This is a genomic window from Mesorhizobium sp. C395A (genome assembly GCF_030323205.1).
GTDB lineage: Bacteria > Pseudomonadota > Alphaproteobacteria > Rhizobiales > Rhizobiaceae > Mesorhizobium.
This window is the reverse complement of the sequence record NZ_CP100473.1, coordinates 3,399,539-3,425,266: the sequence shown is the minus strand read 5'-3', so window position 1 is coordinate 3,425,266 and position 25,728 is coordinate 3,399,539. Positions and strand designations below refer to the sequence as shown.

Genomic DNA, 25,728 nt, shown 5'->3' with positions numbered 1-25,728 from the left:
CTATCCACGCTGTTTTGAGAGATCACAAGGGGAATTTCGAAGCAGCGCACTGGCATCAGTTTTCGTCCGATAACGCCGCTCCAGCGGAGTGGCAGCTTGTCGGACAAGAGGGTTGTCGGTCTCAGCCAGTCGTCAAAAGCGCGGAGTCGCGATGTCTGTCACGGGTGCGGGTCAAAATGCTGATCTGATCGTCATCAATGGTCGCGTGCGGACCATGGACGATGACAATCCCGCCGCCGAGGCGATTGCCGTCAAGGACGGCGCCATCATCGCCATCGGCAACCACGCCGCCATCGAAAAACTCAAGGGAACGACCACAGAGGTGATCGACGCCAAGGGCGGTTCGGTCCTGCCCGGTTTCATCGAAGCCCACATGCATCTGTTCTCGGGAGGGGCCGAGCTCGCGCATCTTCAACTCGGCGGTATCCATGGCTTCGAGGCGCTTCAAAGCGCCATCCGCGACTACGCAACGACGCGGCCCGAGGCGAAAATGCTTGTGGGCCAGGGCGTCGACTACACCGTGCTCGGCGACGAGCGGGTGACACGCCATCATCTCGACGCCATCCTGCCCGACCGCCCCTTCTGCATGGCAGCGCCCGACCACCATACGATGTGGGCCAACACCAAGGCGTTGGAGATAGCCGGCATCCTGAAGGGACGCACGCTCGGTCCGGGCAACGAGATCGTGATGGGTGGCGACGGCCTGGCCGCGGGCGAATTGCGCGAGGGCGAGGCCTTCGGTCCGGTGCTCGACCTTGCCGGCGAAAGCCGGGTGCGGCTGGGGCTGTCGACCGGCGGTGAGCCCGACCCAATGCCGTCGGCCGCCGAGCGGGCCGCTGACCGTGACATCATGCGGCGCGGGCTTGCATGGTGCGCGCGCCACGGCATCACCTCGATCCAGAACATGGACGGCAATCTCTATCAGCTCGAACTGCTTTCCGAGATCGAGGCCGAGGAGGGATTGCCCTGCCGCGTCAAGATCCCGTTCCACTACAAGAATTTCATGACACTCGACATGCTCGAGAAGGCGTCCGTCATGGCCGAGCGCTACCACAGTGAGTGGCTGTCATCGGGCATGGTCAAGGTGTTCTATGACGGCGTGCTCGATTCCTGGACCGCTGTTATGGTCGAACCCTATGCGGATCGTCCCGACTGGGTCGGCGAGCCGCTGTTCACGCCGCAGCAATTTATCGATCTCGCCGTGGCTATCGACAAACGCGGGCTGCAGATCGCCGTGCACTCGATCGGTGACGGCGCGGTGCGCGCAGTGCTCGACGGTTACGAGGCGGCGCAGAAGGTCAATGGCAAGCGCGACAGCCGGCACAGGGTTGAGCACATCGAGGTCACCACAGCAGCCGACGTGCCGCGTTTTGCCGAACTCGGCGTCATCGCCTCGATGCAGCCGTCGCATCCGCCCGGCGCCATGGATTTTCCGCTGGAGCCGACGGTGTCACGCATCGGGCCGGCCCGCTGGCCGCTGAGCTATGCCTGGCGCACCCTGAAAAGCGCCGGCGCCCATGTCGTGTTCGCCTCGGACTGGCCGGTGGCGGCGATCGACCCGATCCTGAGCATTCAGGCGGCAGTGCAGCGCAAACCATGGGCAGAAGGCGATCCTGACCAGAGTTTCTCGCTGCAGGAAGCGATGGCCGCCTACACGGTCGAGGGCGCCTATGCCGAATTCGCCGAGCATCGCAAAGGCGTTCTGAAACCCGGCTATATGGCGGATCTGGTGGTTTTGTCGGCCGATATCGAGAAGACGGCGCCGGCCGATCTACACAAGCTGCGGCCGGTGACGACGGTCTGCGGTGGCAAGGTCATCTACCAGGCCTGACAATGGCATGCGGCTTGCACAGCTTGCCGCTTGCAAGACGAAATGACCGACTGAACTGTGATTCAATGCCGGACTTGCCAACCTACCGGCCGTGTGGTCACATCGAACAGGGGAAAAATTCCGCCAGCAAGAGCGGGGTCAACAGTGAGGCGTATCGTGCCGGAAAAACCGGATCGGAATGCAATTGAAGTCGTAAACGTCAGTAAAATTTTCGGATCGGGTGAGGGGCAGGTTGCTGCCCTCGATACGGTCTCGGTATCCATCCGCGAGAATGAGTTCTTCACCCTGCTGGGACCATCCGGCTGCGGCAAGACCACGTTGCTGCGGCTGATTGCCGGCTTCGACTTTCCAACCGCCGGCGAAATCCTCCTCTACGGCCAGGACATCGCGCCGTTGCCGCCCTTCAAGCGGCCGGTCAACACCGTCTTCCAATCCTACGCGCTGTTCCCGCATATGACGGTCGCCGACAATATCGGCTTTGGCCTGGAAATGCTGGGCAAGCCGAAGGCCGAGATCAAGGCGCGCGTCGCCGAGATGCTGAAACTGGTGAAGATGGAGGCGCTGGCGGGTCGCCGAACCAGCCAGATCTCCGGCGGCCAGCAGCAGCGCGTGGCGCTCGCCCGGGCGCTGGCGCCGCAGCCCAAGGTGCTCCTGCTCGACGAACCGCTCTCGGCGCTCGACTACAAGCTGCGCAAGGAAATGCAGATCGAATTGAAGCGGCTGCAGCACGAGACCGGCATTACCTTCATCTTCGTCACCCACGACCAGGAGGAAGCGCTGACCATGTCGGACCGCATCGCGGTGATGTCGTCGGGCAAGATCCTGCAGGTCGGCTCGCCGCGCGACATCTACGACCGGCCGGCCGAGCGTTTCGTCGCCGACTTCATCGGCGAGTCGAACTTCCTCAAGGCGGATGTGGTTAGCGCGACTGGTGGCCGGGCGACGGTGAAGCTGCCGTCTGGTGTGGAAATCCCAGCCTCGCTGCCGGAAGGCTTCAGCCCCAGCGGCAAGGTCACCATCGTCGTGCGTCCAGAGCATGCGCAGTTGGGCACGGCCAGCCCGAGCGCTTCGCTGTCCGGTACCGTCGAAAACATCGTCTATCTCGGCACCGACACGCACTTCCATCTGCGCCTTGCCGGTGGCGAGCCGTTCATCGTGCGGCGTCAGAACAGCCGCGGCGCCGGTGACGGCTTCGTGCAGGGCGGCCAGATCGGCATCATGATCGGCAACGACGCCGCGCAAGTGCTGAAGGACTGATGATGGCGACCGCGGAACAAGTCGCCAAGGCAGCGGAGCGACGCGATGTGCGCGACCGGTGGCTGCTGTCAGCGCCAGCCTTGCTGGTGATCTTCCTCGCCGCGACCGGCCCCTTGCTGATCGTGCTGATCTACTCGTTCCTGACGCCTGGCCCCTATGGCGATGTGAAGTGGCAGTTTTCGCCCGATGCCTGGCTGTCGGTGTTCATGGAACGCGACATTTTCGACGATACGCTTTCGCTTGCGGCAGCGCATGTCACCATCTTCTGGCGCTCGATCAAGCTGGCGGTGATAACGACGATCGCCACTTTGGCATTGGGGTTTCCAACCGCCTATTTCATGGCGACGCGCAGCGAGAAAACCAGGGATCTCTGGCTGTTCCTGATCACCATTCCGTTCTGGACCAACCTTCTGATCCGCACCTTCGCCGTGCTGCAGATCATCCGCAACGAAGGCATCATCAACACCATCCTTATCAAGCTTGGTATCGTTTCAGCGCCGGTGCAGATCCTCTTCACCGACACGGCGATTCTGATCGGCATGGCCTATGTCTATCTGCCGCTGATGGTGCTGCCGATCTATGCCAGCATGGAGAAGCTTGATTTTCGCCTCGTCGAGGCGGGCTACGACCTCTACGCGACCCGATTCAAGGTATTGCGGAAGATCATTTTCCCGCTGGTCAAACCCGGCGTCATTGCCGGCTCCATCCTGGTCTTCATTCCAGCCCTTGGCGCCTATGTGACGCCGAGCGTGCTTGGCGGCGGCAAGAATATGATGCTGTCCAACCTGATCGAATTGCAGTTCGGCCAAGGCCGCAACTGGCCGCTCGGCTCGGCGCTGTCGATCACGGTGATGATCATCGTCATGGTGGCGCTGCTTGCCTATGTGCGCAATGCCGGCAAGTCGGGGGCGCGGCATGGCTAAGAACTTTTCCATCAAGCACCAGACCGGCTTCACGGTGATCGCTGCGACCTGTTTTATCGTGCTCTATCTGCCGATCATCGTGCTGGTCGCCTATGCCTTCAACGCGGCGAACTCGACGTCGGAATGGGGCGGCTTTTCGATGCGCTGGTTCCAGTCGGCTTGGCAGAACGTGCAAGTTATCGACGCGACGCTACGCTCGTTCCAGATCGGCGCCGTCGCTGCGGTGCTGTCGACAATCTTTGCCACCATGGCCGCGCTCGCCACCACGCGCACCGCGTCCTATCCGGGCCTCACCTTCAAATATGCGGCGATCAACCAGCCGCTGATGGTGCCCGAGATCGTCACCGGCGTGGCGCTGCTGATCTTCTTCTCGCGCATCAAGATCTTCACCGGCTATTCCGGCATTGGCTATCTGATCGCCGCGCACACGGCGTTCTGCATCCCGTTCGCCTATCTGCCGATCCGGGCGCGGCTGGAAAACATGGACCTGACGCTGGAGCGCGCGGCCGCCGATCTGTACGCGACGCCGTGGAAGACCTTCCGCCGCATCACGCTGCCGCTTTTGTGGCCCGGCATACTGGCCGGACTGATGCTGGCCTTCGTCATCTCGCTCGATGACGTCGTCATCACCGAGTTTGTCAAATCGGGCGGCCAGGATACGCTGCCCACCTACATGCTCGGCCAGATCCGCCGCGGCATCACGCCTGAGATCAACGCGATATCGACCGCCTTCCTGCTGCTTTCGGTCGCGATCGTCACGTTGTTTTTCTTCGTCAGCAGGAAAAGAGACTGAACCGACAAATGGGAGCTAAAACCATGAACTGGAAAACAACGACAGCCGCCATCGGGTTGGCGCTGCTCGCAACGACGAGCCTGGCCAGCGCCGATGGCGAGCTGAACATCTACAATTGGGGCAACTATACCAGCCCCGACGTGATCAAGAAATTCGAAGCCAAATACAACGTCAAGGTGACCATCACCGATTACGATTCCAACGATACGGCGCTCGCCAAGGTACGCCAGGGCGGCACCGGCTTCGACATCGCCGTTCCGTCGCAAACCTACGTGCCGATCTGGATCAAGGAGGGCCTCGTGCAGGAGACCGATCCGGGCAAGATGGAGAACTTCAAGAACGTGGCGCCGGAATGGGCCAATCCAGACTTCGACCCCGGCCGCAAATATTCCGTGCCGTGGGCGCTGGGCACCGTCGGCGTCGTCGTCAACACCGATGCCTACAAGGGACCAGCCGACAGCTGGGGCATCATCTTCAACACGCCGGACGAGCTGAAGGGCAAGACCAATGTCGTTCCCGAGATGAATGACGTTATCTTCGCGGCAATCAAATATGTCGGCGGCCAGCAGTGCACCGACGACAAGACGGTGCTGAAGAAGGTGCGCGACACGCTTGTCGCGGCCAAGCCGAACTGGATCGCCATGGAATACAACACCATCGAAAAGATGGGCGCCGGCGACTTCAAGGCGACCAGCGACTGGAACGGTTCGGCGCTGCGTCAGCGGCTGGCCAATCCGGCCATCCATTACAATTATCCGAAGGAAGGCTACGGCCTGTGGAGCGATAACGTCGTCGTTCTCAAGGAAGCCAAAAATGTCGAGAACGCCAAGCTGTTCCAGAACTTCATCATGGATCCGGAAAACGCGGCCGGCCTCTCGGCCTTCCATCGCTACGCAAACGCCATTACCGGCTCGGACAAGTACATGCCGGCCGATATGAAGGATGCCCCGGAAGTCGTCATTCCGGAGGCTGCGAAGGCACAAGGCGAATTCCAGAAGATGTGCGCGCCTGAGATCCAGGACATCTACACCAAGATCTGGACCGAACTGCAGAAATAACCGCAGTCTGACAGACCCGGCGGCATGCGCCGCCGGGTCTTTTCTTTTCCGGAATGGCTTTCATGGACTCCTATCGCAACAGCGATCCGCGGCCGTCGATCATGCAGGGCTCGCCGCCTCAAATGGTGCTGCCGAAGCTCGACTGGGACCGGCCGCCATGGAATCGCTGGGCCTTCCAACACATCCGCGAATTCCTGCCGACCATCGAGGTCTGGCGCGGTAATGGCCATCGCCATCGTCTTGAGCGCGCAGAGACCGATCTCGACGCGCTGCCGGTGGAAGACAGCAAGGGCCGTCCGACGACGCTCGTTGGCCTGCTCGACGAGACCTACACGGACGGCTTCCTGGTGCTCAAAGACGGCAAGGTCGCCTATGAGCGCTATTTCAACGGCATGGCCGAGCGCACGCTGCATCTGTCGCAGTCGATGGCGAAGTCGGTAACAGGCACCGTGTTCGGTATTCTGGTTGGGCGCGGCTTGATCGACCCGGCCAAACCGGTGAGCGCCTATCTGCCGGAGCTCGGCGCGACCGGCTGGGACGGCGCCAGCGTGCAGCATGTGCTGGATATGACCACCGGCGTGCGGTTTTCCGAGGAATACACCGACCGTTACTCCGACATCGGCCAGGTTGATGTCGCCACGGGCTGGAAGCCGGTGCCGCCGGACAGCGATCCGGATTTCCAATGGCCGCCGCATCTGTTCGAGTTGATCCTGCAGCTGAAGGACAAGGTGCGGCCGCATGGCGCCGCGTTCGAGTACCGCTCGATCGAGACCGACGTGCTTGCCTTCATCATGGAGCGGGTCACCGGTAAACGTCTGGCGCAGCTGGTGTCCGAGGAGCTGTGGCAGAAGCTCGGCGCCGACGAAAGCGCTTGCTTCACGGTCGACAGCGCCGGCTATGCGCTGGCCGATGGCGGCTTCAACGCGACGCTGCGCGATTACGCCCGCTTCGGCCAGTTGATCCTCGACAAGGGCCGCGGCATCGTGCCGGCCGACTGGATCGAGGCGACGCGCAACGGCAAGCATGGGCCGGACTTCAATCCGAGCCTGCCGGAGGGCAGCTATCGCAACCAGTTCTGGATCGAGAATCCGCGCACGCGCGCTTTGATGTGCCGAGGCGTGTTCGGGCAGATGATCCATATCGACTGGGACACCGGCATGGTCGTGGTCAAGCTTTCGACCTATCCGGATTTCAGCAATGTCGCCTATTCGGTGGCAACGCTGAAGGCGGTGCACGCCATCGCCAAGGCGCTTGGTTGACCCACAACAAACCATCCCTCTGAGGAAACGTTCATGACCGGCAAGACTGCGTTCGAGACCCGCTACGGCTTTGCCCGCAATGAGGTGCTGCTCTCCAACTGGCGCGAAAGCCCGTTCAACCGCTGGTCGTTCCAGAACCTTGGCGAGCTGGTGCCGACCGCTCCCGTGGCGGCGACGCCGGGAAGCGTCGAAGCGCCGGTGCGGGACCTGAGCGGCCTGCTCGGCGAAAAGGTTTCGATCGCCAGCGCCCCGGAAACGGTGGCCGAATTCCTCACACGTTCGAGCAGCGACGCGCTGACGGTGATGAAGGCTGGCAAGGTCATCGGCGACTGGTTCGCGCCCAATATGGATTTCGGCGCCCGTCACATCATCTTTTCGATCAGCAAATCGGTCACCGCGATCATCGCCGGAATACTGGAAGGCGAGGGCGTGTTCGACCCGGAAGCGCCGGTGACCCAGTACATTCCGGAAGCCGCCGGTTCGGCCTATGCCGATGCAAGCTGCCGGCATGTGCTCGATATGAGCGTCAGCCTCGACTTCGAGGAGGCCTATCTCGATCCCGAAAGCGCCTTTGCTCGTTACCGTCGCGCTACGCTGTGGAATCCGGGCGGCGGCACTGAAAGCTTGCGCGAATTCATTCTGACCTTGCAGCGGCTCGAAGAACCGCACGGCAAAACCTTCCGCTACCGTTCGCCCAATTCCGATCTGCTCGGCCTGTTGCTCGAACGAGCTTCCGGCCAGCGCTTCCCGGACCTCATGCGCGAGAAACTGTGGCTACCGCTGGGTGCTGTCAGCGAGGCTTCGATCGGCGTCGACATGGAAGGTACGGCGCGCACCGCCGGCGGCATTTCGGTGACGCCGCGCGACCTGGCGCGTATCGGCGAGATGATGCGGCAGGGCGGCACGGCCAATGGCCGCGGCATCGTGCCAGAAGGCTGGGTGCGCGATACGACCGTTGCCGGCGGCAGCGCGGAGGCCTGGCAGCGCGGCACAATGGTGCATCTGTTCCCAAAGGGCCGTTACCGTAACAAATGGTACCAGACGGGGGCGGCAAACGGCGCCTTCTGCGGCATCGGCATCCACGGCCAATGGCTCTACGTCAACCCGAAGACGGAAGTGGTGATTGCAAAAATGGGGTCGCAGCCGGTGCCTGAAGATTATCCGCTCGAACGCGAGATCGTTGCCTTTTTCGAGGCGCTGAGCGGGATGGTCTGAGGACGAGCCAAAGCAAGGCGCTTTCCTGTGGACCTCTTTGACGCTTGAGAACACTGCGGTTGGCGGGACGGACATCAGCGCCTATGGTCGCCGCTCTTTGCGACAGGGACCAGCATGGCAGCAGACAGCAAACGCATCGCATCCATCATCGCGGCAGAGATCGGGGCGCGGTCGGAGCAGGCATCGGCAGCTATAGGGCTGCTCGATGAGGGCGCGACGGTGCCGTTCGTGGCGCGCTACCGCAAGGAGGTCACCGGCGGGCTCGACGACACGCAATTGCGCGACCTTGCCGAGCGGCTGGCCTATCTGCGCGAGCTCGATGCGCGGCGCGATACGATCCTTGGTTCGATTCGCGAGCAGGGCAAGCTGACCGACGAACTTGAGGCCAAAATTGTGGCTGCCGCCACCAAGGCTGAACTGGAAGACATCTACCTGCCCTACAAGCCCAAGCGCCGCACCAAGGCCGAGATCGCCCGGGAGCGCAGGCTGGGGCCATTGGCGGAGGCTATTTTGGCCAACCGGTCGTTGGTGCCCGCCGAGGCGGCGCTGGCTTATGTGACCGAGGATGTGGCCGACGCCAAGGCCGCACTGGAAGGCGCACGCGACATCCTGTCGGAACAGTTTGCGGAAAATGCCGATCTGGTCGGCAAATTGCGAACCTACATGAAGGAGCGCGCTTTCATGCGTGCCCGTGTCGTCGACGGCAAGCAGGAGGCCGGGGCGAAATTCTCCGACTATTTCGACCATGTCGAGCGTTGGGCAAATGTTCCGAGCCACCGTGCGCTGGCCATGCTGCGCGGCCGCAACGAAGAGGTGTTGTCGCTCGACATCGAGGTCGATGCCGACCATGCCTCGCCGGTGAAGCCGGTCGAGCGGATGATCGCCAATGCCTACGCCATCGGCGGCAGCCTGCCGGGCGACCGCTGGCTGATGGAAGTCGCCGGCTGGACCTGGCGGATCAAGCTTTCGCTGCACCTGACGCTCGATTTGATGCGCGATCTGCGCGAGCGGGCGGAGGAAGAGGCGATCCATGTCTTTGCACGCAACCTCAAGGATTTGCTTCTGGCAGCACCCGCCGGCTCGCGGCCGACCATGGGACTCGATCCCGGCATCCGCACCGGCGTCAAGGTCGCGGTGGTAGATGGCACCGGCAAGGTGCTGGCGACGACGACGGTCTATCCATTTCCGCCGCGGAACGATGTGCGCAGCACACAGGCGGAACTCGCCAAGCTCATCCGCCTGCACAAGGTCGAGCTGATCTCGATTGGCAACGGCACCGGCAGCCGCGAGACTGAAAAGCTGGTCGCCGACATGCTGTCCGACATGCCTTCGGATGGTGGGCCAAAGCCGCTCAAGGTGATCGTCAGCGAGGCCGGCGCCTCGGTCTATTCGGCCTCGGCGACAGCGGCGGCTGAGTTTCCCGGGCTCGACGTGTCGCTGCGCGGTGCGGTGTCGATCGCCAGGCGCCTGCAGGACCCGCTCGCCGAACTGGTCAAGATCGAGCCGAAATCCATCGGCGTCGGCCAATACCAGCACGATGTCGACCAGTATCGGCTCGGCCGTTCGCTGGAAGCGGTGGTGGAGGACGCGGTCAATGCCGTCGGTGTCGATCTCAACACCGCCTCGGCGCCGCTCTTGGCCCGCGTGTCAGGCCTGGGCGCTTCGCTTGCCGACGCCATTGTCGCGCATCGCGATGCGACCGGGCCGTTCGCCAGCCGCAAGGAGCTGCTCAAGGTAGCGCGGCTCGGACCGCGCGCGTTCGAACAGTCCGCAGGCTTCCTGCGCATTGCCAATGGCAGCGAGCCGCTCGACGCCTCGTCGGTCCATCCGGAAGCCTATGGCGTGGCCAAGAAGATCGTCGCCGCCTGCGGTCGCGATGTGCGCTCGCTGATGGGAGACAGTGCCGCGCTCAAGGCGCTCGATCCGCGCGTCTTCGTTGACGAACGGTTCGGCCTGCCGACGGTGCGCGACATCATTGCCGAGCTGGAAAAGCCCGGCCGCGACCCGCGCCCCGGCTTCAAGACCGCAACCTTTGCCGATGGCATCGACGACATCAAGGATCTGAAGCCCGGCATGCTTCTGGAAGGCACCGTCACCAATGTCGCTGCCTTCGGCGCCTTCGTCGATATCGGCGTGCACCAGGACGGGCTGGTGCATGTCTCGCAACTGGCCGATCGTTTCATCAAGGACGCGCATGAGGTGGTGAAGGCCGGCGACGTGGTGAAGGTGCGGGTCGTCGATGTCGACATCAAGCGCAAGCGCATCGCGCTGTCCATGCGCAAGGACGGCGGCGAGGGCGGGACGCCGAAGGGGCCGCGCGACAATGGCGGCGGCAAGCCGGCGCAACCTTCGCCGATGCCGCGGCGCCAGCCGGAGCAGCCGGCGCAGGGTGCGTTTGGTGCGGCGCTGGCCGATGCCTTGAAGCGGAAGTAGCCTCGAATGGTTCCTTGCAATCGCTAGAGCGTTATCTACCATCCTTGTGTGGAGATACGCGCGATATGGCAAGTTTCGAGAAAGTGAGTGTCCAAGAGTTGGGGCGTCTTTGGGACGGGGGCATGGCGAGTGGCAGTTCGGTCGATGGAGACCAGGCTTTCGCCCGGATCAAAAGCAAGCTCGATGCGAAAGTTGCCGAACGCAAGTCGCAAAAACGCTGCGCTTCCAGCCGGAAACCGAGCCGATGAAGCGGAAGTAGCTACCAGGCCAGAACGGCCGGTTCCTTCTCAACCTGGCCCAGCAGCCAGTCGCGAAAGCTGACGACGGGCGGGTGGCCGCGCTTGTCGTTCGGGACGACGAGGTAGTAGGCGCTGCGGCTTTGCATCGGCTGTCCCGGCGCCGGCACGAGCTGACCGCGCTGCAATTCGCCGGCGATAAGAACTTGCGGCAGGAGCGCGACGCCAAGCCCCGCCATGCAGGCTTGGGCAACGGTGCCGAATTGCTCGAACTGCATGCCGGGTCCGATCGGTGCGCTCAAGCCCTGTTCCTCGAACCATTCGCCCCAGGCCCCGGGACGCGTCGCCATGTGCAGCAGCGGCAGGCGGCTGATGTCGGCCGCAGCAGTGATGTCGCGGCTGGCAAGGAAGTCTGGCGAGACCACCGGCATCACCGTTTCGCGCATCAACAATGTGGAATCGGCGTCCGGCCAGTCCGGCTGGCCATGATGGATGGCGGCGTCGAGCCGCTCGCGGGCGAAGTCGAAGCGGCCTATGCGGGTGACAAAGTTGATGGTGATGTCAGGGTTTTCTGCGACGAAATCCGGGATCAGCGGCATCAGCCAGCGCGTGCCGAAGGTCGGCAGGATGGCGAGGTTCAGCATGCCGCTATGCCGATTGCTCATCAATCCGAGCGCGGCGTCGCGCAATTGCCCGAGTGCCGCCCGCACGGCTTCGGCATAGATTTCGCCCGCCGTGGACAGCCGAACATTGCGGCTGTCGCGCTCGAACAGCCGGCGGCCGAACTGTTCCTCCAGAAGGGCTATCTGGCGGCTGACGGCCCCTTGGGTCAAATCGAGTTCCTGGGCGGCAGCGGTGAAGGAGCCAAGGCGGGCCACGGCCTCGAAGGCGGCAAGGGCGCTGGTGCTGGGCAAAAGCCGGCGTTGGACGTTCATTATCCATTACTAAACCTCATTGATCGGTGATGCAATTTTGTTTGATTTTTCCGAAGCGAAGGCGGATAAGCCCGAGCACTTCAAGATTTGGGAGAGAGCGAAGCCATGGCCGCCGACAAGAACGCGTTCGTCTGGGAAGATCCTTTCCTGATCGAGAACCAGCTTTCTGAGGATGAGCGCATGGTGCGCGACGGTGCAGCCGCCTTTGCCGCCGACAAGCTCGCGCCGCGCATCGAGGAGGCCTATCTCGAGGAAAAGACCGACGCCGGCATTTTTCGTGAGATGGGCGAGGCCGGCCTGCTCGGCATCACCATTCCCGAGGAATATGGCGGGCTCGGCGCCAATTACGTCACCTACGGGCTGGTGGCGCGCGAAGTTGAGCGTGTCGATTCCGGCTACCGCTCGATGATGTCCGTGCAGTCGTCGCTGGTGATGTACCCCATCCATGCCTATGGCTCGGAAGAACAGCGCAAGAGATACCTGCCGAAGCTGGCCTCGGGCGAATGGATCGGCTGCTTCGGCCTGACCGAGCCGGATGCGGGTTCCGATCCCGGCGGCATGAAGACGCGGGCCGAGAAGACCGCGAACGGCTACAGGATTTCCGGCTCGAAAATGTGGATCTCCAACGCGCCGATCGCCGATGTGTTCGTCGTCTGGGCGAAGCTGAAGGGCGACAACGGCAAGGACGAAATCCGCGGTTTTGTGCTGGAAAAGGGCATGAAGGGGCTGTCGGCGCCGAAGATCGGCGGCAAGCTCAGCCTTCGCGCGTCGATCACCGGCGAAGTGGTGATGGAAGGCGTCGAGGTTGGCGAAGACGCGCTGCTGCCCAACGCCAAGGGCCTCGGCGGCCCGTTCGGCTGCCTCAACCGCGCCCGCTACGGCATTTCCTGGGGCGCGATGGGCGCGGCCGAGGATTGCTGGCACCGGGCCCGGCAGTATGGACTCGACCGCAAGCAGTTCGGCAAGCCGCTCGCCGGCACGCAGCTGTTCCAGAAAAAGCTCGCCGACATGCAGACCGAGATTGCGCTCGGCTTGCAGGGCTCGCTGCGCGTCGGGCGGCTGATGGATGAAGGCAAGATGGCCCCGGAAATGATCTCGATCGTCAAGCGCAACAATTGCGGCAAGGCGCTCGACATCGCCCGCCAGGCCCGCGACATGCATGGCGGCAACGGCATCCAGATCGGCTACCACGTTATGCGCCACGCGCAGAACCTGGAGACGGTCAACACCTATGAAGGTACGCATGACGTGCATGCGCTGATCCTTGGCAGGGCTCAGACGGGGATACAGGCGTTTTTCTAAAGCTGGGCCGATGTTCAGGTGAGGCCGGCCTGCAAATGGCCGATGCCTGCGCTTCCGGTGCTCGCGTACGAAAAGTACGCTCTGCTCCGGTTCTCGGTATCAGCCATTTTCGACTCGGCCTGACCTGAATCTCGACACAGCGTAGCCGGCTTCGGCTGCTTAATTTAGGTGCAGCGCAACATCTCTGCTTGGAGAATGGCCAATAGATGTGTCAGGGTTCGGCTGAAGAAACGCCGATCTCCGGGGCCCCATGGCAATACTGGCAGCCGTCTACCACCTGACCCATTACAAATATGACCGGCCGGTGGTTCTCGGGCCCCAGGTCATCAGGCTGCAGCCGGCACCGCATTCCCGCACCAAGGTGCTCAGCCATTCACTGAAGGTCGGGCCGGCGAACCACTTCGTCAATCTGCAGCAGGACCCCTACGGCAATTTCCTCGCCCGCTTCGTCTTCCCGGAACCGGTGACGGAATTGAAGATCGAGGTCGACCTCGTCGCCGACATGACGGTCTACAATCCGTTCGATTTCTTCGTCGAACCATCGGCCGAGACCTTCCCGTTCGAGTACCCCGAAGACATCAGGGACGATCTCGCCATCTACCGCACGCCGGAGCCGGCGGGGCCGCTGCTGTCTGCTTTCCTCGCAAACATCGACCGTAGCGCCACCAACACCGTCAACTTCGTCGTCGACCTCAATGCGCGGCTGCAGCGCGAAATCGCCTATATCGTGCGGATGGAAACCGGCGTGTTCTCGCCGGAGGAAACGCTGGCCGCGAAAAAGGGATCGTGCCGGGATTCGAGCTGGCTGCTGGTGCAAATCCTCAGGAATCTCGGCATCGCCGCTCGTTTCGTCTCCGGCTATCTGATCCAGCTGAAGCCCGATCTGGTCGCGCTCGATGGCCCAGCCGGGACCGCCGTAGACTTCACCGACCTGCACGCCTGGTGCGAGGTCTATCTGCCGGGCGCCGGCTGGATCGGCTTCGATCCGACGTCCGGCCTGCTCACCGGCGAAAGCCATGTGCCGCTGGCGGCCACGCCGCATTTCCGCAACGCCGCACCCATTTCCGGCATGGCGAGCTTCGCCAATGTCGAATTCGGCTTCGACATGCGTGTCGACCGCATCGCCGAACATCCGCGCATCACCAAGCCATTCTCGGACGAAAGCTGGCAGGCGCTGGATGCGCTGGGCAACAAGGTCGACGCCGCACTTCAAGCGGGCGACGTCAGGCTGACCATGGGCGGCGAGCCGACCTTTGTCTCCATCGACGATTTCGAGTCCGCCGAGTGGAACACCGCCGCCGTCGGCCCGACCAAGCGCGAAAAGGCCGATGCGCTGATCCGCAAATTGCGCGAACGCTTCGCGCCGGGCGGCTTCCTCCACTACGGCCAGGGCAAATGGTATCCGGGCGAGAGCCTGCCGCGTTGGACCTTCTCGCTGTATTGGCGCACCGACGGCCAGCCGGTGTGGAGCGATCCGTCGCTGATCGCACACGAAAAGAGCGATGCGGAGGTCGGGCCGCAGCAAGCCGAAAGCTTGCTGACGGCAATCGCCGGCGAACTCGGCATCGACAAGGCGATGGTCAGCGAGGCCTATGAGGACCCGGCCGAATGGCTGCTGAAGGAAGGCAAGCTGCCCGACAATGTCGATCCGTCCAACTCCAAGCTGGAAGACCCGGAAGAGCGCAGCCGCATGGCGAAAGTGTTCGAGCGCGGGCTGACCAGGCCGTCCGGCTACGTGCTGCCGGTGCAGCGCTGGAACAGCCAGGCTTCGGACCCGCGCTGGCGCTCGGAGAAGTGGAAGACGCGGCGCGGGCGGCTGTTCCTGGTGCCGGGCGATTCCCCTGTCGGTTACCGCCTGCCGCTGGGCACGCTGCCCTATGTGCCGCCGGCGCAGTTCCCCTATATCGTGCCGGTCGATCCGTCGCTGCCGCGTGGACCGCTGCCGGCGCGGGAAGCCATACTGCCAGAACCGGCTCCGGCCGAGCTGGAAGGCGCCGACGAGATGGCGCGACGCCAGCAGGCGATTTCTTTCACGGCGACGACCGGCCAGCAGGATAGGGTCGAACAGGAGATCACCGAGATCGGCGGCGCTGTGCGTACAGCACTTTCGGTCGAGCCGCGCGATGGCAGGCTGTGCGTATTCATGCCGCCGGTCGAGGCGCTGGAAGACTATCTCGAGCTCGTCGCAGCCGCAGAAAACGCGGCCAAGGCGATCCGCCTTCCCGTGCATATCGAAGGCTATGGACCGCCGCACGATCCGCGCCTCAACGTCATCAGGGTGGCACCCGATCCCGGCGTCATCGAGGTCAACATCCATCCGGCTGCCAACTGGCAGGACTGCGTGGCGACGACGACGGCGATTTACGAGGAAGCACGGCAGACACGGCTTGGCGCCGACAAGTTCATGATCGATGGCCGCCACACCGGTACCGGCGGCGGCAACCATGTCGTCGTCGGCGGCGCAACGCCCAATGACAGCCCGTTCCTGCGCCGGCCCGATCTGTTGAAGAGCCTGGTGCTACAATGGCAGCGGCGCCCGTCGCTGTCCTATCTATTCTCCGGCCTGTTCATCGGCCCGACCAGCCAGGCGCCGCGCTTCGACGAGGCGCGGCACGATTCGCTTTACGAACTCGAGATCGCGATGGCGCAGGTGCCGCATCCGGGCCAGGGCAACCCACCGCTGCCTTGGCTGGTCGACCGACTGTTCCGAAATCTGTTGACTGACGTCACCGGCAATACGCACCGCTCGGAAATCTGCATCGACAAGCTGTTTTCGCCCGATGGCCCGACCGGCCGGCTTGGGCTTGTCGAGTTCCGCGGTTTCGAGATGCCGCCCAATGCGCGCATGTCGCTGGCGCAGCAATTGCTGGTGCGCGCCATCATCGCCCGTGCGTGGAAGAACCCGCTTGATGGCCGCTTCGTGCGCTGGGGCACCTCGCTCCATGACCGTTTCATGCTGCCGCATTATGTCTGGGCGGATTTCCTCGACGTGCTCGACGACCTCAAGCTCAACGGTTTCGAATTCCGGCCGGAATGGTTCGATGCCCAGCTGGAGTTCCGCTTTCCGTTCTGCGGCGAAGTCCAGCATGCCGGCATCAAGCTGGAACTGCGGCAGGCGCTGGAGCCGTGGCATGTGATGGGTGAGCAAGGCGCCATCGGCGGCACCGTGCGCTTCGTCGACTCCTCGGTCGAACGGCTGCAGGTCAGGACCGAAGGCCTCAACCCGGAACGTCATGCCATTGTCTGCAATGGCCGAATCGTGCCGATGAAGGTCACCGACAATCGCGAGGTCGCGGTGGCGGGTGTGCGCTTCAAGGCCTGGCAGCCTTCGTCGGGCCTGCATCCGGCGCTGCCGGTCAACACGCCTTTGGTCTTCGACATTTACGACCGTTGGTCGGGGCGGGCGGTGGGCGGCTGCGTCTACCATGTCGCGCATCCAGGTGGGCGCAGCTACGACACGTTCCCGGTCAACGGCAATGAGGCCGAGGCGAGGCGTCTCGCCCGCTTCGAGCCGCGCGGCCATACGCCGTCGGCCTATGTGCTGCGCAATGAAGAAGCCTCTGAAGACTTCCCCATGACCCTTGACCTCAGGCGGCCAGCAAGACTCTGATCAGCGATGGCAAAGGGGAATCAGAAAAAGATACGCGGCAAGCCGCTGAGGCACAGTCTGCTGGAGCACTACCAGCCGATTGACGGCGTCGTCGACGAGATGGTCGATGCTTCGGGCCGTCCGCGTCCGGCCTGGGCACCCTTCATCGAGGCGTTGGAGGAACTAGGCCCGGAAAAGCTCGGCCAGCGCTTTGCCCGCGCCGACCAGTATCTGCGCGACGCCGGGGTTTATTACCGCGTCTATGACAAGGCCGGCGCCAATGAGCGCGAATGGCCGCTGGCGCATATCCCGCTGCTGATCGAAGACAAGGAATGGGCCGGGATCAGCGCCGGTCTCGTCCAGCGCGCCGAGCTTTTCGAGGAGATAGTCGCTGATATCTATGGCCCGAACCGGCTGATCGAGAAGGGAATCCTGCCGGCAGGCCTGATTGCGGCGAGCCCCGAATTTTTGCGCCCCGTCGTCGGCACCATGCCGGCCAGCGGTCATTTCCTGCATTTTTGCGCCTTCGAGCTCGGCCGTGGGCCGGATGGAAGCTGGTGGGTGCTGGGCGACCGCACGCAGGCGCCGTCGGGCGCCGGCTTTGCGCTGGAAAACCGCGTCGCCACGACGCGGGCTTTGTCCGACGTCTATGGCGAGATGCATGTGCACCGCCTGGCCGGTTTCTTCCGCCGCTTTCGCGATGCGCTGATCGGCATGGCGAAGGAGAATGACGGCCGCGTCGCCATTCTGACGCCGGGGCCGCTCAACGAGACCTATTATGAGCACGCCTATATCGCCCGCTATCTCGGCATCATGCTGCTCGAGGGCGAGGATCTGACCGTCTCCGGCGGCAAGCTGATGGTGCGCACGGTTTCGGGGCTGATGCCGATCAGCGTGCTGTGGCGGCGGCTCGATGCCGCCTTTGCCGATCCGCTGGAACTGAGGTCGGACTCGCATATCGGCACGCCGGGGCTGGTCGAGGCGATCCGCCGCGGCACCGTGTCTACGGTCAATGCGCTGGGGTCGGGCTTAATGGAAACCCGGGCGCTGCTCGCCTTCCTGCCGAAGATTTCGCGCGCATTGCGCGGCGAAGAACTTCTGTTGCCAAGCGTCGCCACCTGGTGGTGCGGGCAAGCAACCGAACGGGCCCATGTGCTTGCCAACATCGATCGCATGGTGATCGGTCCGGCGCTGTCGACGCGGCTGGCCTTCGAGGATGACGGCCAGACCAGGCTCGGTTCGGCACTGACGCCGGAGGAACGCATCGCGCTGATCGCGCGCATCGAGAGCGATGGCAGCGGTTTCGTCGGCCAGGAAGCGGTGACGCTGTCGACGACGCCGGTCTATGTCGGCGGCTGGCTGGAACCGCGACCGGCAAGCCTGCGCGTCTATCTGGCGCGCACGCCCGATGGCTGGACGGTAATGCCGGGCGGTTTCGCCCGTGTCGGCCTTTCGCTCGACCCGACGGCCATCGCCATGCAGCGCGGCGGCCAGGCGGCCGACGTCTGGGTGGTCAGCGACCGGTCGGTCGAGCGCGAGACGCTGCTGCCGCAGGAGCATGACAGCTTCGTCCGCACCATGCCGGGGAGCCTGCCCAGCCGCGCGGCGGAAAACCTGACCTGGCTCGGCCGCTATATCGAGCGCTCGGAGGATACGGTTCGCATCCTGCGCGCCTATCATGTGCGGCTGGCCGAGACATCCGATCCTGACATGCTGCTGCTCGCCGATATAAGGGACTATCTCGAACCCTTCGGCATCGATCTCGAAGCGGCCATTCCGCCCGGATTGATCGGCACGCTGGACAGCGCCGTCTACAGCGCCGGACAGATCCGCGACCGCTTTTCGCCCGATGGCTGGCTGGCGCTGAAGGACCTGTCGAAGACCATTCATCAGTTCGCCACCACGGTGGCGCCGGGTGACGACGCGACACGGGCGATGACGGTCATGCTGCGCAAGCTCGCCGGTTTCTCTGGCCTGTTGCACGAGAATATGTACCGTTTCACCGGCTGGCGTTTCCTCGAGATCGGCCGGCGGATCGAGCGCGGCATCCAGATCGCCCGTACGCTAGCCCGACTGACAAGGTCCGGTGCGCCGGACGGCTCGCTCGACATGATGCTGGAGATCGGCGACAGCGTCATGACCCACCGCCGGCAATATCCGGTGCGGGCCGGACGGCGCACGGTGATCGACCTCTTGGCGCTCGACCCACTCAACCCGCGCTCGATCCTGTTCCAGCTCGAACGGCTGAAGGCGGAGATCGGCCTGTTGCCATCGGTTGGGCCGGAGGGGCATATGTCGGTCGCGGCCAAGGAAATCCTGCAGCTCAACACGGCAATTGCCGTCATGGAGCCATCGGAGATGTCGGCGGAGGTGCTGGACGATCTCGCAACTGAGATCGGCAACCTCTATAGCAGCCTGGCTAAAGCGTATTTCGGTTAACATGCTGTACGATATCAGGCTTCATCTCAGCTACGATTATGACGCCGCGGCCGGTGGCAGCCGGCATCAGGTGCGTGTATTGCCGCCGACCATTGCCGGCGTGCAGCGCGTGATCGCGGCCTCGCTTTCGTTTGTGCCGACCCCATCGGAGCGCACGGATTTTGCCGATTTCTTCGGCAACAATGTCACCGCGATCGCCTTTCGCGACGTCCATGACGGGCTCGACATCAGAATGAGCGCGCGCGTGTCGGTGTCACGGCCGGAGCCTGGGCTCGACGTGTCGCCCGATCTGCAGCGCCTGCGGGAAGAACTCGGCGCCGTACGGTCACTGGCGCCGGATGCACCGCATCACTTTCTCGCCGCCAGCGATCATGCCGGCATCGATGCGGCGATCACCGCCTATGCCCGCGACAGCGCCGGCGGCTCGACGGTCGGCATGGCCATCGATCTGTGCAACCGCATCCACCGCGACTTCACCTATGACGGGGAAGCGACCACGGTGCGTACCGGGGCCAGCGATGCCTTCCGTTTGAAGCGGGGCGTGTGCCAGGACTTCTCCCACATCATGATCGCCGGCCTGCGCGGGCTAGGTATTCCTGCGGGTTATGTCAGCGGCTTCCTGCGCACCATTCCCCCGAAAGGGAAGCCGCGGCTCGAAGGCGCCGATGCCATGCATGCCTGGGTCAAGGTGTGGTGTGGGCGCGATGCCGGCTGGCAGGAATTCGACCCGACCAATGGCATGCGGGCCAGCAACGACCACATCACCGTTGGCTATGGCCGCGACTATTCCGACGTGGCTCCGATCGTCGGCGTGCTGAAAACCACCGGCGGCCAGGTCGGCGACCAGGCCGTCGACGTCATTCCGGTCGCGCTTGAGAAGGCCTGACAGCCTCGAAGCACAGCTTCTCAACAACGGCGCTGCCCGTTATGCTCGGTTGAAACCTTCGGGGAGGATCGGTCGGCAGGCATGCTGATGCGGAGTTCGGTATTGACGGCAATCAGTGTCATCATCCCGGCGCACAATGCGGCGGCAACCATAGCGGCCACGCTGGCCTCGCTTCGTTCCGAAGCCGAGGTTATCGGCGAGGTGCTGCTGGTCGATGATTCCTCCTCGGACGGGACGGCAGAAGCCGCGCTGAATGCCGCCACGCAATTCTCGTTGCCGTTGCGCGTGCTCATGAGCAACTGCCGGGACGCGGGCGGCTCCCGCAATGTGGCGCTGGCGCAGGCGCAATGCTCCTGGATCTACCTGATCGACGCCGACGACTTGCATCTGGAGGGCGGGCTGCGGTCGATGCTGGTCCGGGCGGGGGCGCAGCCGGCCGCCGACATGGTGATCGGCGCCTACCGTCGGCGCACCGATGGCGAGAACCGGAACCTCAAGCTTCCAGCCGGCTACATAGAAGATGGTGTAGCCAATGCCTCGGCCTATCTGGAAGGTCACATTCGCTCGATCGCCGTGGGCAGTGCGCTGGTTTCCCGGCGCGTCGTCGGCGACACGCGCTTCCCGACCGGGCTTGCCTATGACGAGGACACGCTGTTCTGGTCCAGGCTGATGGGCAGGGCGTCGCTTGCCCTGATCGTGCATCCCGTCATGATCTACCACGTTTCGGCAGTGCGTTCCGATGATCGCTTCATCACCAGGCCGGTGCGCCGCTTTCTCGACTGGCGGCTGGCGCTGCGCGAGCTGACTGACTGTGGCATCCCACTATCGTCGCTAAAAACCAGGGAGGGGCTGGTCGCCCTCAAGATCGCCAGGGTTCACTATGCGCGCGGCGATCTGGAGACGGCGGCGCGGTTCCTGAGGATCGCGGCGGCGGCGCCGAAGGTGCGGTCGAACACCTGGCGTTGCAGGCGCTACCAGCTGAAGCTGGCGCTGCGGCGCTGGTTTTCCTCTCCGCGCGTCCAGTTGCAACGTGCCTGAATCAGCCCCGCCGCAGCTTGCCGTCATTGTCATCGGCTATCGCGCGCCGGCTCAAATCGTCGAGGCGGTGACATCCCTGCTTGATCAGAATGCGCCGCTCGAGATCATGGTGGTCAACTCGGGCGGAGGCGAGGTCCTGGCGCTGCTGACCGGCGCCGGGGTCAAGGTGCCAGTGATCGAGGTCGGTCGAAGGCTGTTTGTCGGCGCAGCCCGCAATCTCGGCATTGCGGCCACCAAAGCGCCTTTCGTTGCCTTTCTTGCCGATGATTGCCTCGCCTGTTCGGGCTGGGCCGAGGCACGGATGCAGCGGCATCTGGCTGGCGACCGCGCCGTGGCGAGCGCGATGGTGAATAGCCATCCGCGCAATCTGATCGCCTGTGCGGCTCATCTGATCATGTTCATGCGACGGCTTCCCGGTCTGCCGTCGGATCGTGCGCTGCGTTACGGCGTGTCGTTCGATCGGCGGCTGTTCGATGAATATGGCTTGTTCGATGAAACCATGCCTGCTGCCGAAGACACCGAATTTCTGGGGCGGCTGCCGCAGGAACTGCAGCCGGTCTGGGAGCCTAAGGTGCAAACCGTTCATCGCAACGAAACCCGGCTGTCCAGATTGCTTGCCGATCAGTACAGGCGCGGCTGTCGCCGCGGCGATTACCTCGCAGCGTCCGCCCTGAACACTCCGTTTCGGTGTTTTCGCGACACGTTTCGCGATCGGCGGAATGCCCGCAAGCTGGCGAAGATCGGGCTTTCCGATCGGGATCGAACTTTCGCGATGATGTCGATGCCAATTGTCTGGCTTGCCCTGCTGGTCAAATCCGTGGGTGTCTATATTGGCGTGCGAAATCGCGTGAAAGCGGCAACAAGAAAATGATAACGAGCCAAATCAAGCCTCGACGCTGGCGACGGAGCCGACTGTTCTGGACGCGCCAGAGAACGGTCGCAGTTTTCAGCTATCGTTATGACGCGCATCTGGTTGCCGATCTGATCACCAATATCGATCCGGTCGTTGACGGCTGGATTGCCTATGACGATCGCGGGGCGACCGGCGTGTTCAGCAGCGAGCCGCAGCGGCGGCGGATCTTGCTCGACGCAGCGCATGAAGCTGCCGCCGACTGGATCCTGGCTATTGATCCCGATGAGCGGCTGGAACGCGGTACCGCGGAGCGGATCGGACAGCTGACGGGGGATTACAGGCGCATGGCCTGGGGGTTCCGGCTCCGCGAATTGTATTCGCCGACTGAGTACCGGGTCGACGGGCTGTGGGCCGAAAAGTTCCAGTATCGTCTGTTCAGAGCCTACGATCCGGCGAAGTACCGACCAGAGGACCTGCACGGGCTCTGGTATCCTCCCGATCTTGGTTTCAAGGCCCGCAACAGCGGGCTCAACCTCTATCATTTAAAGATGATGGAGCCGAAGCGGCGGATCGCCCGCCGCAATCTCTACCACCACCTTGATCCAAAGGGGCTCCTGCAGGATGTGGGCTATGACTACCTTGCCGATGAGGCAGGGGCCGTGTTCGAACAGATTCCGCCCGGGCGCGACTACCATCCGCCTCACGTCGACGATGGCGGCCTCTGGATGGCCGTGCCGGCTGGTGCCACCATTGGTGGACCCGACCACATTCCATAGCAACGGGGTGGAACCAGCAGTCGGCTTAGCGCTTATCTACGAGAAAAATTTCGTGGAGCGGGCATGCTTGACAAATCTGGGACGCCATCCGGCCGGTCGGCTGCCGGACGGGGGGACGATGGAGCGCCGAAGAACGGCGCGCAGACCGCTGCCGAACAGGCCTCGCTCACCTATATCAGCGACAGCGAGCCGGGGATCCGGCGCCTGAAGGCGGGCGAAGGCTTTTCCTACAAGGGCGCGAAAGGACAGGCCGTCGGCGCGGCAGCCATTGCCCGCATCAAGGCGCTGGCCATTCCGCCGGCATGGACGGATGTGTGGATCTCGCCCGATCCCGCCGGCCACATCCAGGCGACCGGCCGCGACCAGCGCGGGCGCAAACAGTACCGCTACCATCCGCTGTGGGCCGCCGAGCGCGACGGCGCCAAATACTCCAGCCTTGTCGCCTTTGCCGAAAGCCTGCCGGAGCTGCGCCGCCGGATCGATGCCGATCTGCGCCGCCGTGGCCTGCCGGCCGAGCGCGTCGTGGCGGCAATTGTCTGGCTGCTCGACAACACGATGATCCGGGTCGGCAATGCCGCCTATGCCCGCGACAACAAGAGCTTTGGGCTGACGACGCTACGCGACCGCCACGTCGACATCAAGGGATCGAGCCTGCGCTTTGCCTTCAAGGGCAAGTCCGGCAAGGAATGGAAATTGAAGCTGGTCGACCGCCGCATCGCCCGGGTCGTGCGCGGCGCGCAGGATATTCCGGGGCAGCAACTGTTCCAATATCTCGACGAGGATAGCGAGAGGCATGGAGTGCGCTCCGACGATGTCAACCGCTATATCCGCGACGCGATCGGCGCCAATTTCAGCTCCAAGCATTTCCGCACCTGGGGCGGCACCATCCATGCCGCGTCGCTGTTTGCGCGGACGGAGCTTCCCGAAAGCCAGGCGCAGACCAAGCGTGTGATGAACGCGGTCATCGACAAGGTGGCCGAGCGGCTCGGCAACACACGCGCCGTCTGCCGCAAATGCTACATCCATCCACAGGTTTTCGAAGCCTGGGTGGAAGGGCGGCTGCTTAGCGAAATGACCGAGGCCAACAAGCGCAAGCGAGCGATCGACGGTCTCGATGATGAAGAGGCTCTTGTGCTGAGATGGTTGAAGGCAAGCGAAGGCTGACAAAAATGGCGTAACTTTTTTGTCGACGCCATGTCGGCACAGGCCCTACTGTTTCGTCCTTTGAGACAGAAAAGGACGTCCCATGCTCTACGCTATCCTCTGCTATGCCTCCGAAGATGTCGTCTCCTCCTGGAGCAAGGCACAGGATGACGAGGTCATGGCAAAGCTCATGCATGTGCAGGAAAAATATGCTCAAGCCGGCCGGCTTGGGCCGGTGGCGCGGCTTTTGCCCACCACCGCCGCGACGACGCTGCGCAAGGTCAAGGGCGAATCGGTCGTCATCGACGGCCCGTTTGCCGAGACCAAGGAACAGTTCCTCGGCTTCTACACGCTGGAATGCGCCGATCTCGACGAAGCCGTCGACTTCGCGCGCGAGCTTTCCGAGGTTAATCCCAGCGGCGGATCCTATGAGATCCGACCGGTTTCCGTCTTCAACCCAACCAGAGTAGCCACATGACAGACCTCGCCTGGATAAGCTCGGCGATCAGCGCTGCCCGCCCGCAGGCTATGGGTGCGCTGCTGCGCTATTTCCGCAATCTCGATACGGCGGAGGAAGCTTTCCAGGACGCGTGCCTGAGGGCACTCAAGAACTGGCCGCAGAACGGGCCGCCGCGCGATCCTGCGGCCTGGCTGATCTTTGTCGGCCGCAACACCGGCATCGACGCGGTGCGCAAGCGCGCCAAGCAGGCGCCGATGCCGGAAGAGGACCAGATCTCGGACCTGGAAGATGCCGAGAGCGATATCGCCGAACGGCTGGACGGCGCGCACTACCGCGATGACATATTGCGGCTCTTGTTCATCTGCTGCCATCCGGATCTGCCGCCTACGCAGCAGATCGCGGTGGCGCTGCGCATCGTCTCCGGTCTCACCGTCAAGCAGATCGCGCGTGCGTTCCTGGTCGGCGAAAGCGCCATGGAACAGCGCATCACGCGCGCCAAGGCGCGCATTGCAGATGCCGGCGTGCCGTTCGAGACACCCGGCGCGGTCGAGCGCTCGGAGCGGCTCGCCGCCGTCGCCGCCATGGTCTATCTGATCTTCAACGAAGGTTATTCCACCAACAGCGGCGAGGCGCCGGCGCGTGCGCCGCTTTGCGAGGAAGCGATCCGGCTGGCTCGCCTGTTGCTGCGGCTGTTCCAGACCGAGCCGGAGATCATGGGCCTGACGGCATTGCTTTTGCTGCAGCATGCGCGCGCGCCGGCCCGCTTCGACGAGAATGGCGAGATCGTGCTGCTCGACGACCAGGACCGCTCGCTGTGGAGCCGCAAGATGATCGACGAAGGCCTGGCGCTGGTCGACAAGGCCCTGCGCCACCAGAAGCCCGGACCCTACCAGGTGCAGGCGGCGATCGCCGCCCTTCATGCGCGGGCGGCAACCCCCGAGGAGACCGACTGGACAGAGATCGACCTGCTCTACAGCCTGCTGGAGGCGATGCAACCTTCGCCGGTGGTGACGCTGAACCGTGCCGTTGCGGTCGCCAAGGTGCGCGGGCCGGAAGCTGCCCTTGCCATGATCGAGCCGCTAGGCGAGAGGCTGTCCGGCTATTTCCACTTCTTCGGCCTCAAGGGCGGTCTGTTGATGCAGCTCGGCCGTGGCGAAGAGGCGCGTGTCGCCTTCGATCGCGCCATTGCGTTGGCCAACACGGCAGCGGAAGCCGCCCATATCCGCATGCATATCGACCGGCTGATGCGAGACGGAGCCGTGAAGGCGCCGGCGAAGACAGCGCACTAAGCCTGTTTCTCCT

20 protein-coding genes are annotated in these 25,728 nt (G+C 63.5%); 19 read left to right on the top strand and 1 reads right to left on the bottom strand.

The window, feature by feature from the left end:
* Window positions 1-151: 151 nt before the first annotated feature.
* From NLY37_RS16745 to NLY37_RS16705, 9 genes are all read left to right on the top strand, one after another.
* On the top strand, window positions 152-1,831 hold the full coding sequence (locus NLY37_RS16745) for an amidohydrolase (RefSeq protein WP_023741002.1): 1,680 nt from the start codon (window positions 152-154) through the stop codon (window positions 1,829-1,831).
* A 156-nt stretch (window positions 1,832-1,987) separates the two neighbouring features.
* A complete protein-coding gene (locus NLY37_RS16740; protein WP_023691713.1) occupies window positions 1,988-3,088 on the top strand; it encodes an ABC transporter ATP-binding protein in 1,101 nt (366 codons plus the stop codon).
* 2 nt (window positions 3,089-3,090) lie between these two features.
* On the top strand, window positions 3,091-4,011 hold the full coding sequence (locus NLY37_RS16735) for an ABC transporter permease (RefSeq protein WP_023691712.1): 921 nt from the start codon (window positions 3,091-3,093) through the stop codon (window positions 4,009-4,011).
* Window positions 4,004-4,804, top strand: a complete 801-nt coding sequence (locus NLY37_RS16730; RefSeq protein ID WP_023671766.1) for an ABC transporter permease — start codon at window positions 4,004-4,006, stop codon at window positions 4,802-4,804. The genes NLY37_RS16735 and NLY37_RS16730 overlap by 8 nt, the downstream gene beginning before the upstream one ends.
* 23 nt (window positions 4,805-4,827) lie before the next feature.
* Window positions 4,828-5,862, top strand: coding sequence for an ABC transporter substrate-binding protein (locus NLY37_RS16725; RefSeq protein WP_023741004.1), 1,035 nt, complete (start codon window positions 4,828-4,830; stop codon window positions 5,860-5,862).
* 62 nt (window positions 5,863-5,924) lie between these two features.
* The gene (locus NLY37_RS16720; RefSeq protein ID WP_286440093.1) at window positions 5,925-7,121 is read left to right on the top strand and encodes a serine hydrolase domain-containing protein; all 1,197 of its coding nucleotides are present in this window, start codon (window positions 5,925-5,927) and stop codon (window positions 7,119-7,121) included.
* A gap of 33 nt (window positions 7,122-7,154) precedes the next feature.
* A complete protein-coding gene (locus NLY37_RS16715; protein ID WP_023686323.1) occupies window positions 7,155-8,336 on the top strand; it encodes a serine hydrolase domain-containing protein in 1,182 nt (393 codons plus the stop codon).
* A 114-nt stretch (window positions 8,337-8,450) separates the two neighbouring features.
* Window positions 8,451-10,769 (top strand): Tex family protein, encoded by a 2,319-nt coding sequence (locus tag NLY37_RS16710; RefSeq protein WP_023741006.1) that lies wholly within the window; start codon window positions 8,451-8,453, stop codon window positions 10,767-10,769.
* 65 nt (window positions 10,770-10,834) lie between these two features.
* Window positions 10,835-11,017, top strand: a complete 183-nt coding sequence (locus NLY37_RS16705) for a hypothetical protein (protein WP_023714001.1) — start codon at window positions 10,835-10,837, stop codon at window positions 11,015-11,017.
* Window positions 11,018-11,028: 11 nt separating this feature from the next.
* Here the strand turns inward: NLY37_RS16705 and NLY37_RS16700 are convergent, their stop codons facing one another.
* Window positions 11,029-11,940: a LysR family transcriptional regulator gene (locus tag NLY37_RS16700; RefSeq protein ID WP_023696882.1), complete on the bottom strand. Its 912-nt coding sequence runs from the start codon at window positions 11,938-11,940 to the stop codon at window positions 11,029-11,031.
* A 105-nt stretch (window positions 11,941-12,045) separates the two neighbouring features.
* On the opposite strand from NLY37_RS16700, the gene NLY37_RS16695 reads away from it, so the two are divergent.
* The 10 genes from NLY37_RS16695 to NLY37_RS16650 all read left to right on the top strand — a co-directional run bounded on the left by NLY37_RS16695 (window position 12,046) and on the right by NLY37_RS16650 (window position 25,715).
* The gene (locus NLY37_RS16695; protein ID WP_023696881.1) at window positions 12,046-13,242 is read left to right on the top strand and encodes an acyl-CoA dehydrogenase; all 1,197 of its coding nucleotides are present in this window, start codon (window positions 12,046-12,048) and stop codon (window positions 13,240-13,242) included.
* Window positions 13,243-13,492: 250 nt separating this feature from the next.
* Complete coding sequence (locus NLY37_RS16690) at window positions 13,493-16,852, top strand: transglutaminase family protein (protein WP_023741007.1); 3,360 nt, start codon at window positions 13,493-13,495, stop codon at window positions 16,850-16,852.
* 6 nt (window positions 16,853-16,858) lie between these two features.
* On the top strand, window positions 16,859-19,270 hold the full coding sequence (locus NLY37_RS16685; protein ID WP_023741008.1) for a circularly permuted type 2 ATP-grasp protein: 2,412 nt from the start codon (window positions 16,859-16,861) through the stop codon (window positions 19,268-19,270).
* A 1-nt stretch (window position 19,271) separates the two neighbouring features.
* Window positions 19,272-20,156, top strand: coding sequence for a transglutaminase family protein (locus NLY37_RS16680; RefSeq protein WP_023683456.1), 885 nt, complete (start codon window positions 19,272-19,274; stop codon window positions 20,154-20,156).
* 102 nt (window positions 20,157-20,258) lie between these two features.
* On the top strand, window positions 20,259-21,194 hold the full coding sequence (locus tag NLY37_RS16675) for a glycosyltransferase family 2 protein (protein WP_023741009.1): 936 nt from the start codon (window positions 20,259-20,261) through the stop codon (window positions 21,192-21,194).
* Window positions 21,187-22,065, top strand: coding sequence for a glycosyltransferase family 2 protein (locus NLY37_RS16670; protein ID WP_023741010.1), 879 nt, complete (start codon window positions 21,187-21,189; stop codon window positions 22,063-22,065). The genes NLY37_RS16675 and NLY37_RS16670 overlap by 8 nt, the downstream gene beginning before the upstream one ends.
* A complete protein-coding gene (locus NLY37_RS16665; protein WP_023686315.1) occupies window positions 22,062-22,823 on the top strand; it encodes a hypothetical protein in 762 nt (253 codons plus the stop codon). Before NLY37_RS16670 ends, NLY37_RS16665 begins: the two co-directional genes overlap by 4 nt.
* A gap of 63 nt (window positions 22,824-22,886) precedes the next feature.
* Entirely contained in the window at window positions 22,887-23,987 is a 1,101-nt protein-coding gene (locus NLY37_RS16660) for a DNA topoisomerase IB (protein ID WP_023741011.1), read from the top strand.
* 82 nt (window positions 23,988-24,069) lie between these two features.
* Window positions 24,070-24,444, top strand: a complete 375-nt coding sequence (locus NLY37_RS16655; protein ID WP_023671781.1) for a YciI family protein — start codon at window positions 24,070-24,072, stop codon at window positions 24,442-24,444.
* Window positions 24,441-25,715: an RNA polymerase sigma factor gene (locus NLY37_RS16650; protein WP_023707663.1), complete on the top strand. Its 1,275-nt coding sequence runs from the start codon at window positions 24,441-24,443 to the stop codon at window positions 25,713-25,715. Before NLY37_RS16655 ends, NLY37_RS16650 begins: the two co-directional genes overlap by 4 nt.
* The last annotated feature ends 13 nt before the right edge of the window (window positions 25,716-25,728 follow it).

Excerpts from the sequence above, each read along its gene's own strand:
- NLY37_RS16650 (WP_023707663.1), top strand. The coding sequence starts at position 24,441 with ATGACAGACCTCGCCTGGATAAGCTCGGCGATCAGCGCTGCCCGCCCG.
- NLY37_RS16700 (WP_023696882.1), bottom strand. The coding sequence starts at position 11,940 with ATGAACGTCCAACGCCGGCTTTTGCCCAGCACCAGCGCCCTTGCCGCC.
- NLY37_RS16730 (WP_023671766.1), top strand. The coding sequence starts at position 4,004 with ATGGCTAAGAACTTTTCCATCAAGCACCAGACCGGCTTCACGGTGATC.
- NLY37_RS16715 (WP_023686323.1), top strand. The coding sequence starts at position 7,155 with ATGACCGGCAAGACTGCGTTCGAGACCCGCTACGGCTTTGCCCGCAAT.
- NLY37_RS16725 (WP_023741004.1), top strand. The coding sequence starts at position 4,828 with ATGAACTGGAAAACAACGACAGCCGCCATCGGGTTGGCGCTGCTCGCA.
- NLY37_RS16720 (WP_286440093.1), top strand. The coding sequence starts at position 5,925 with ATGGACTCCTATCGCAACAGCGATCCGCGGCCGTCGATCATGCAGGGC.
- NLY37_RS16690 (WP_023741007.1), top strand. The coding sequence starts at position 13,493 with ATGGCAATACTGGCAGCCGTCTACCACCTGACCCATTACAAATATGAC.
- NLY37_RS16710 (WP_023741006.1), top strand. The coding sequence starts at position 8,451 with ATGGCAGCAGACAGCAAACGCATCGCATCCATCATCGCGGCAGAGATC.
- NLY37_RS16685 (WP_023741008.1), top strand. The coding sequence starts at position 16,859 with ATGGCAAAGGGGAATCAGAAAAAGATACGCGGCAAGCCGCTGAGGCAC.
- NLY37_RS16680 (WP_023683456.1), top strand. The coding sequence starts at position 19,272 with ATGCTGTACGATATCAGGCTTCATCTCAGCTACGATTATGACGCCGCG.
- NLY37_RS16745 (WP_023741002.1), top strand. The coding sequence starts at position 152 with ATGTCTGTCACGGGTGCGGGTCAAAATGCTGATCTGATCGTCATCAAT.
- NLY37_RS16705 (WP_023714001.1), top strand. The coding sequence starts at position 10,835 with ATGGCAAGTTTCGAGAAAGTGAGTGTCCAAGAGTTGGGGCGTCTTTGG.
- NLY37_RS16735 (WP_023691712.1), top strand. The coding sequence starts at position 3,091 with ATGGCGACCGCGGAACAAGTCGCCAAGGCAGCGGAGCGACGCGATGTG.
- NLY37_RS16695 (WP_023696881.1), top strand. The coding sequence starts at position 12,046 with ATGGCCGCCGACAAGAACGCGTTCGTCTGGGAAGATCCTTTCCTGATC.
- NLY37_RS16655 (WP_023671781.1), top strand. The coding sequence starts at position 24,070 with ATGCTCTACGCTATCCTCTGCTATGCCTCCGAAGATGTCGTCTCCTCC.
- NLY37_RS16665 (WP_023686315.1), top strand. The coding sequence starts at position 22,062 with ATGATAACGAGCCAAATCAAGCCTCGACGCTGGCGACGGAGCCGACTG.
- NLY37_RS16660 (WP_023741011.1), top strand. The coding sequence starts at position 22,887 with ATGCTTGACAAATCTGGGACGCCATCCGGCCGGTCGGCTGCCGGACGG.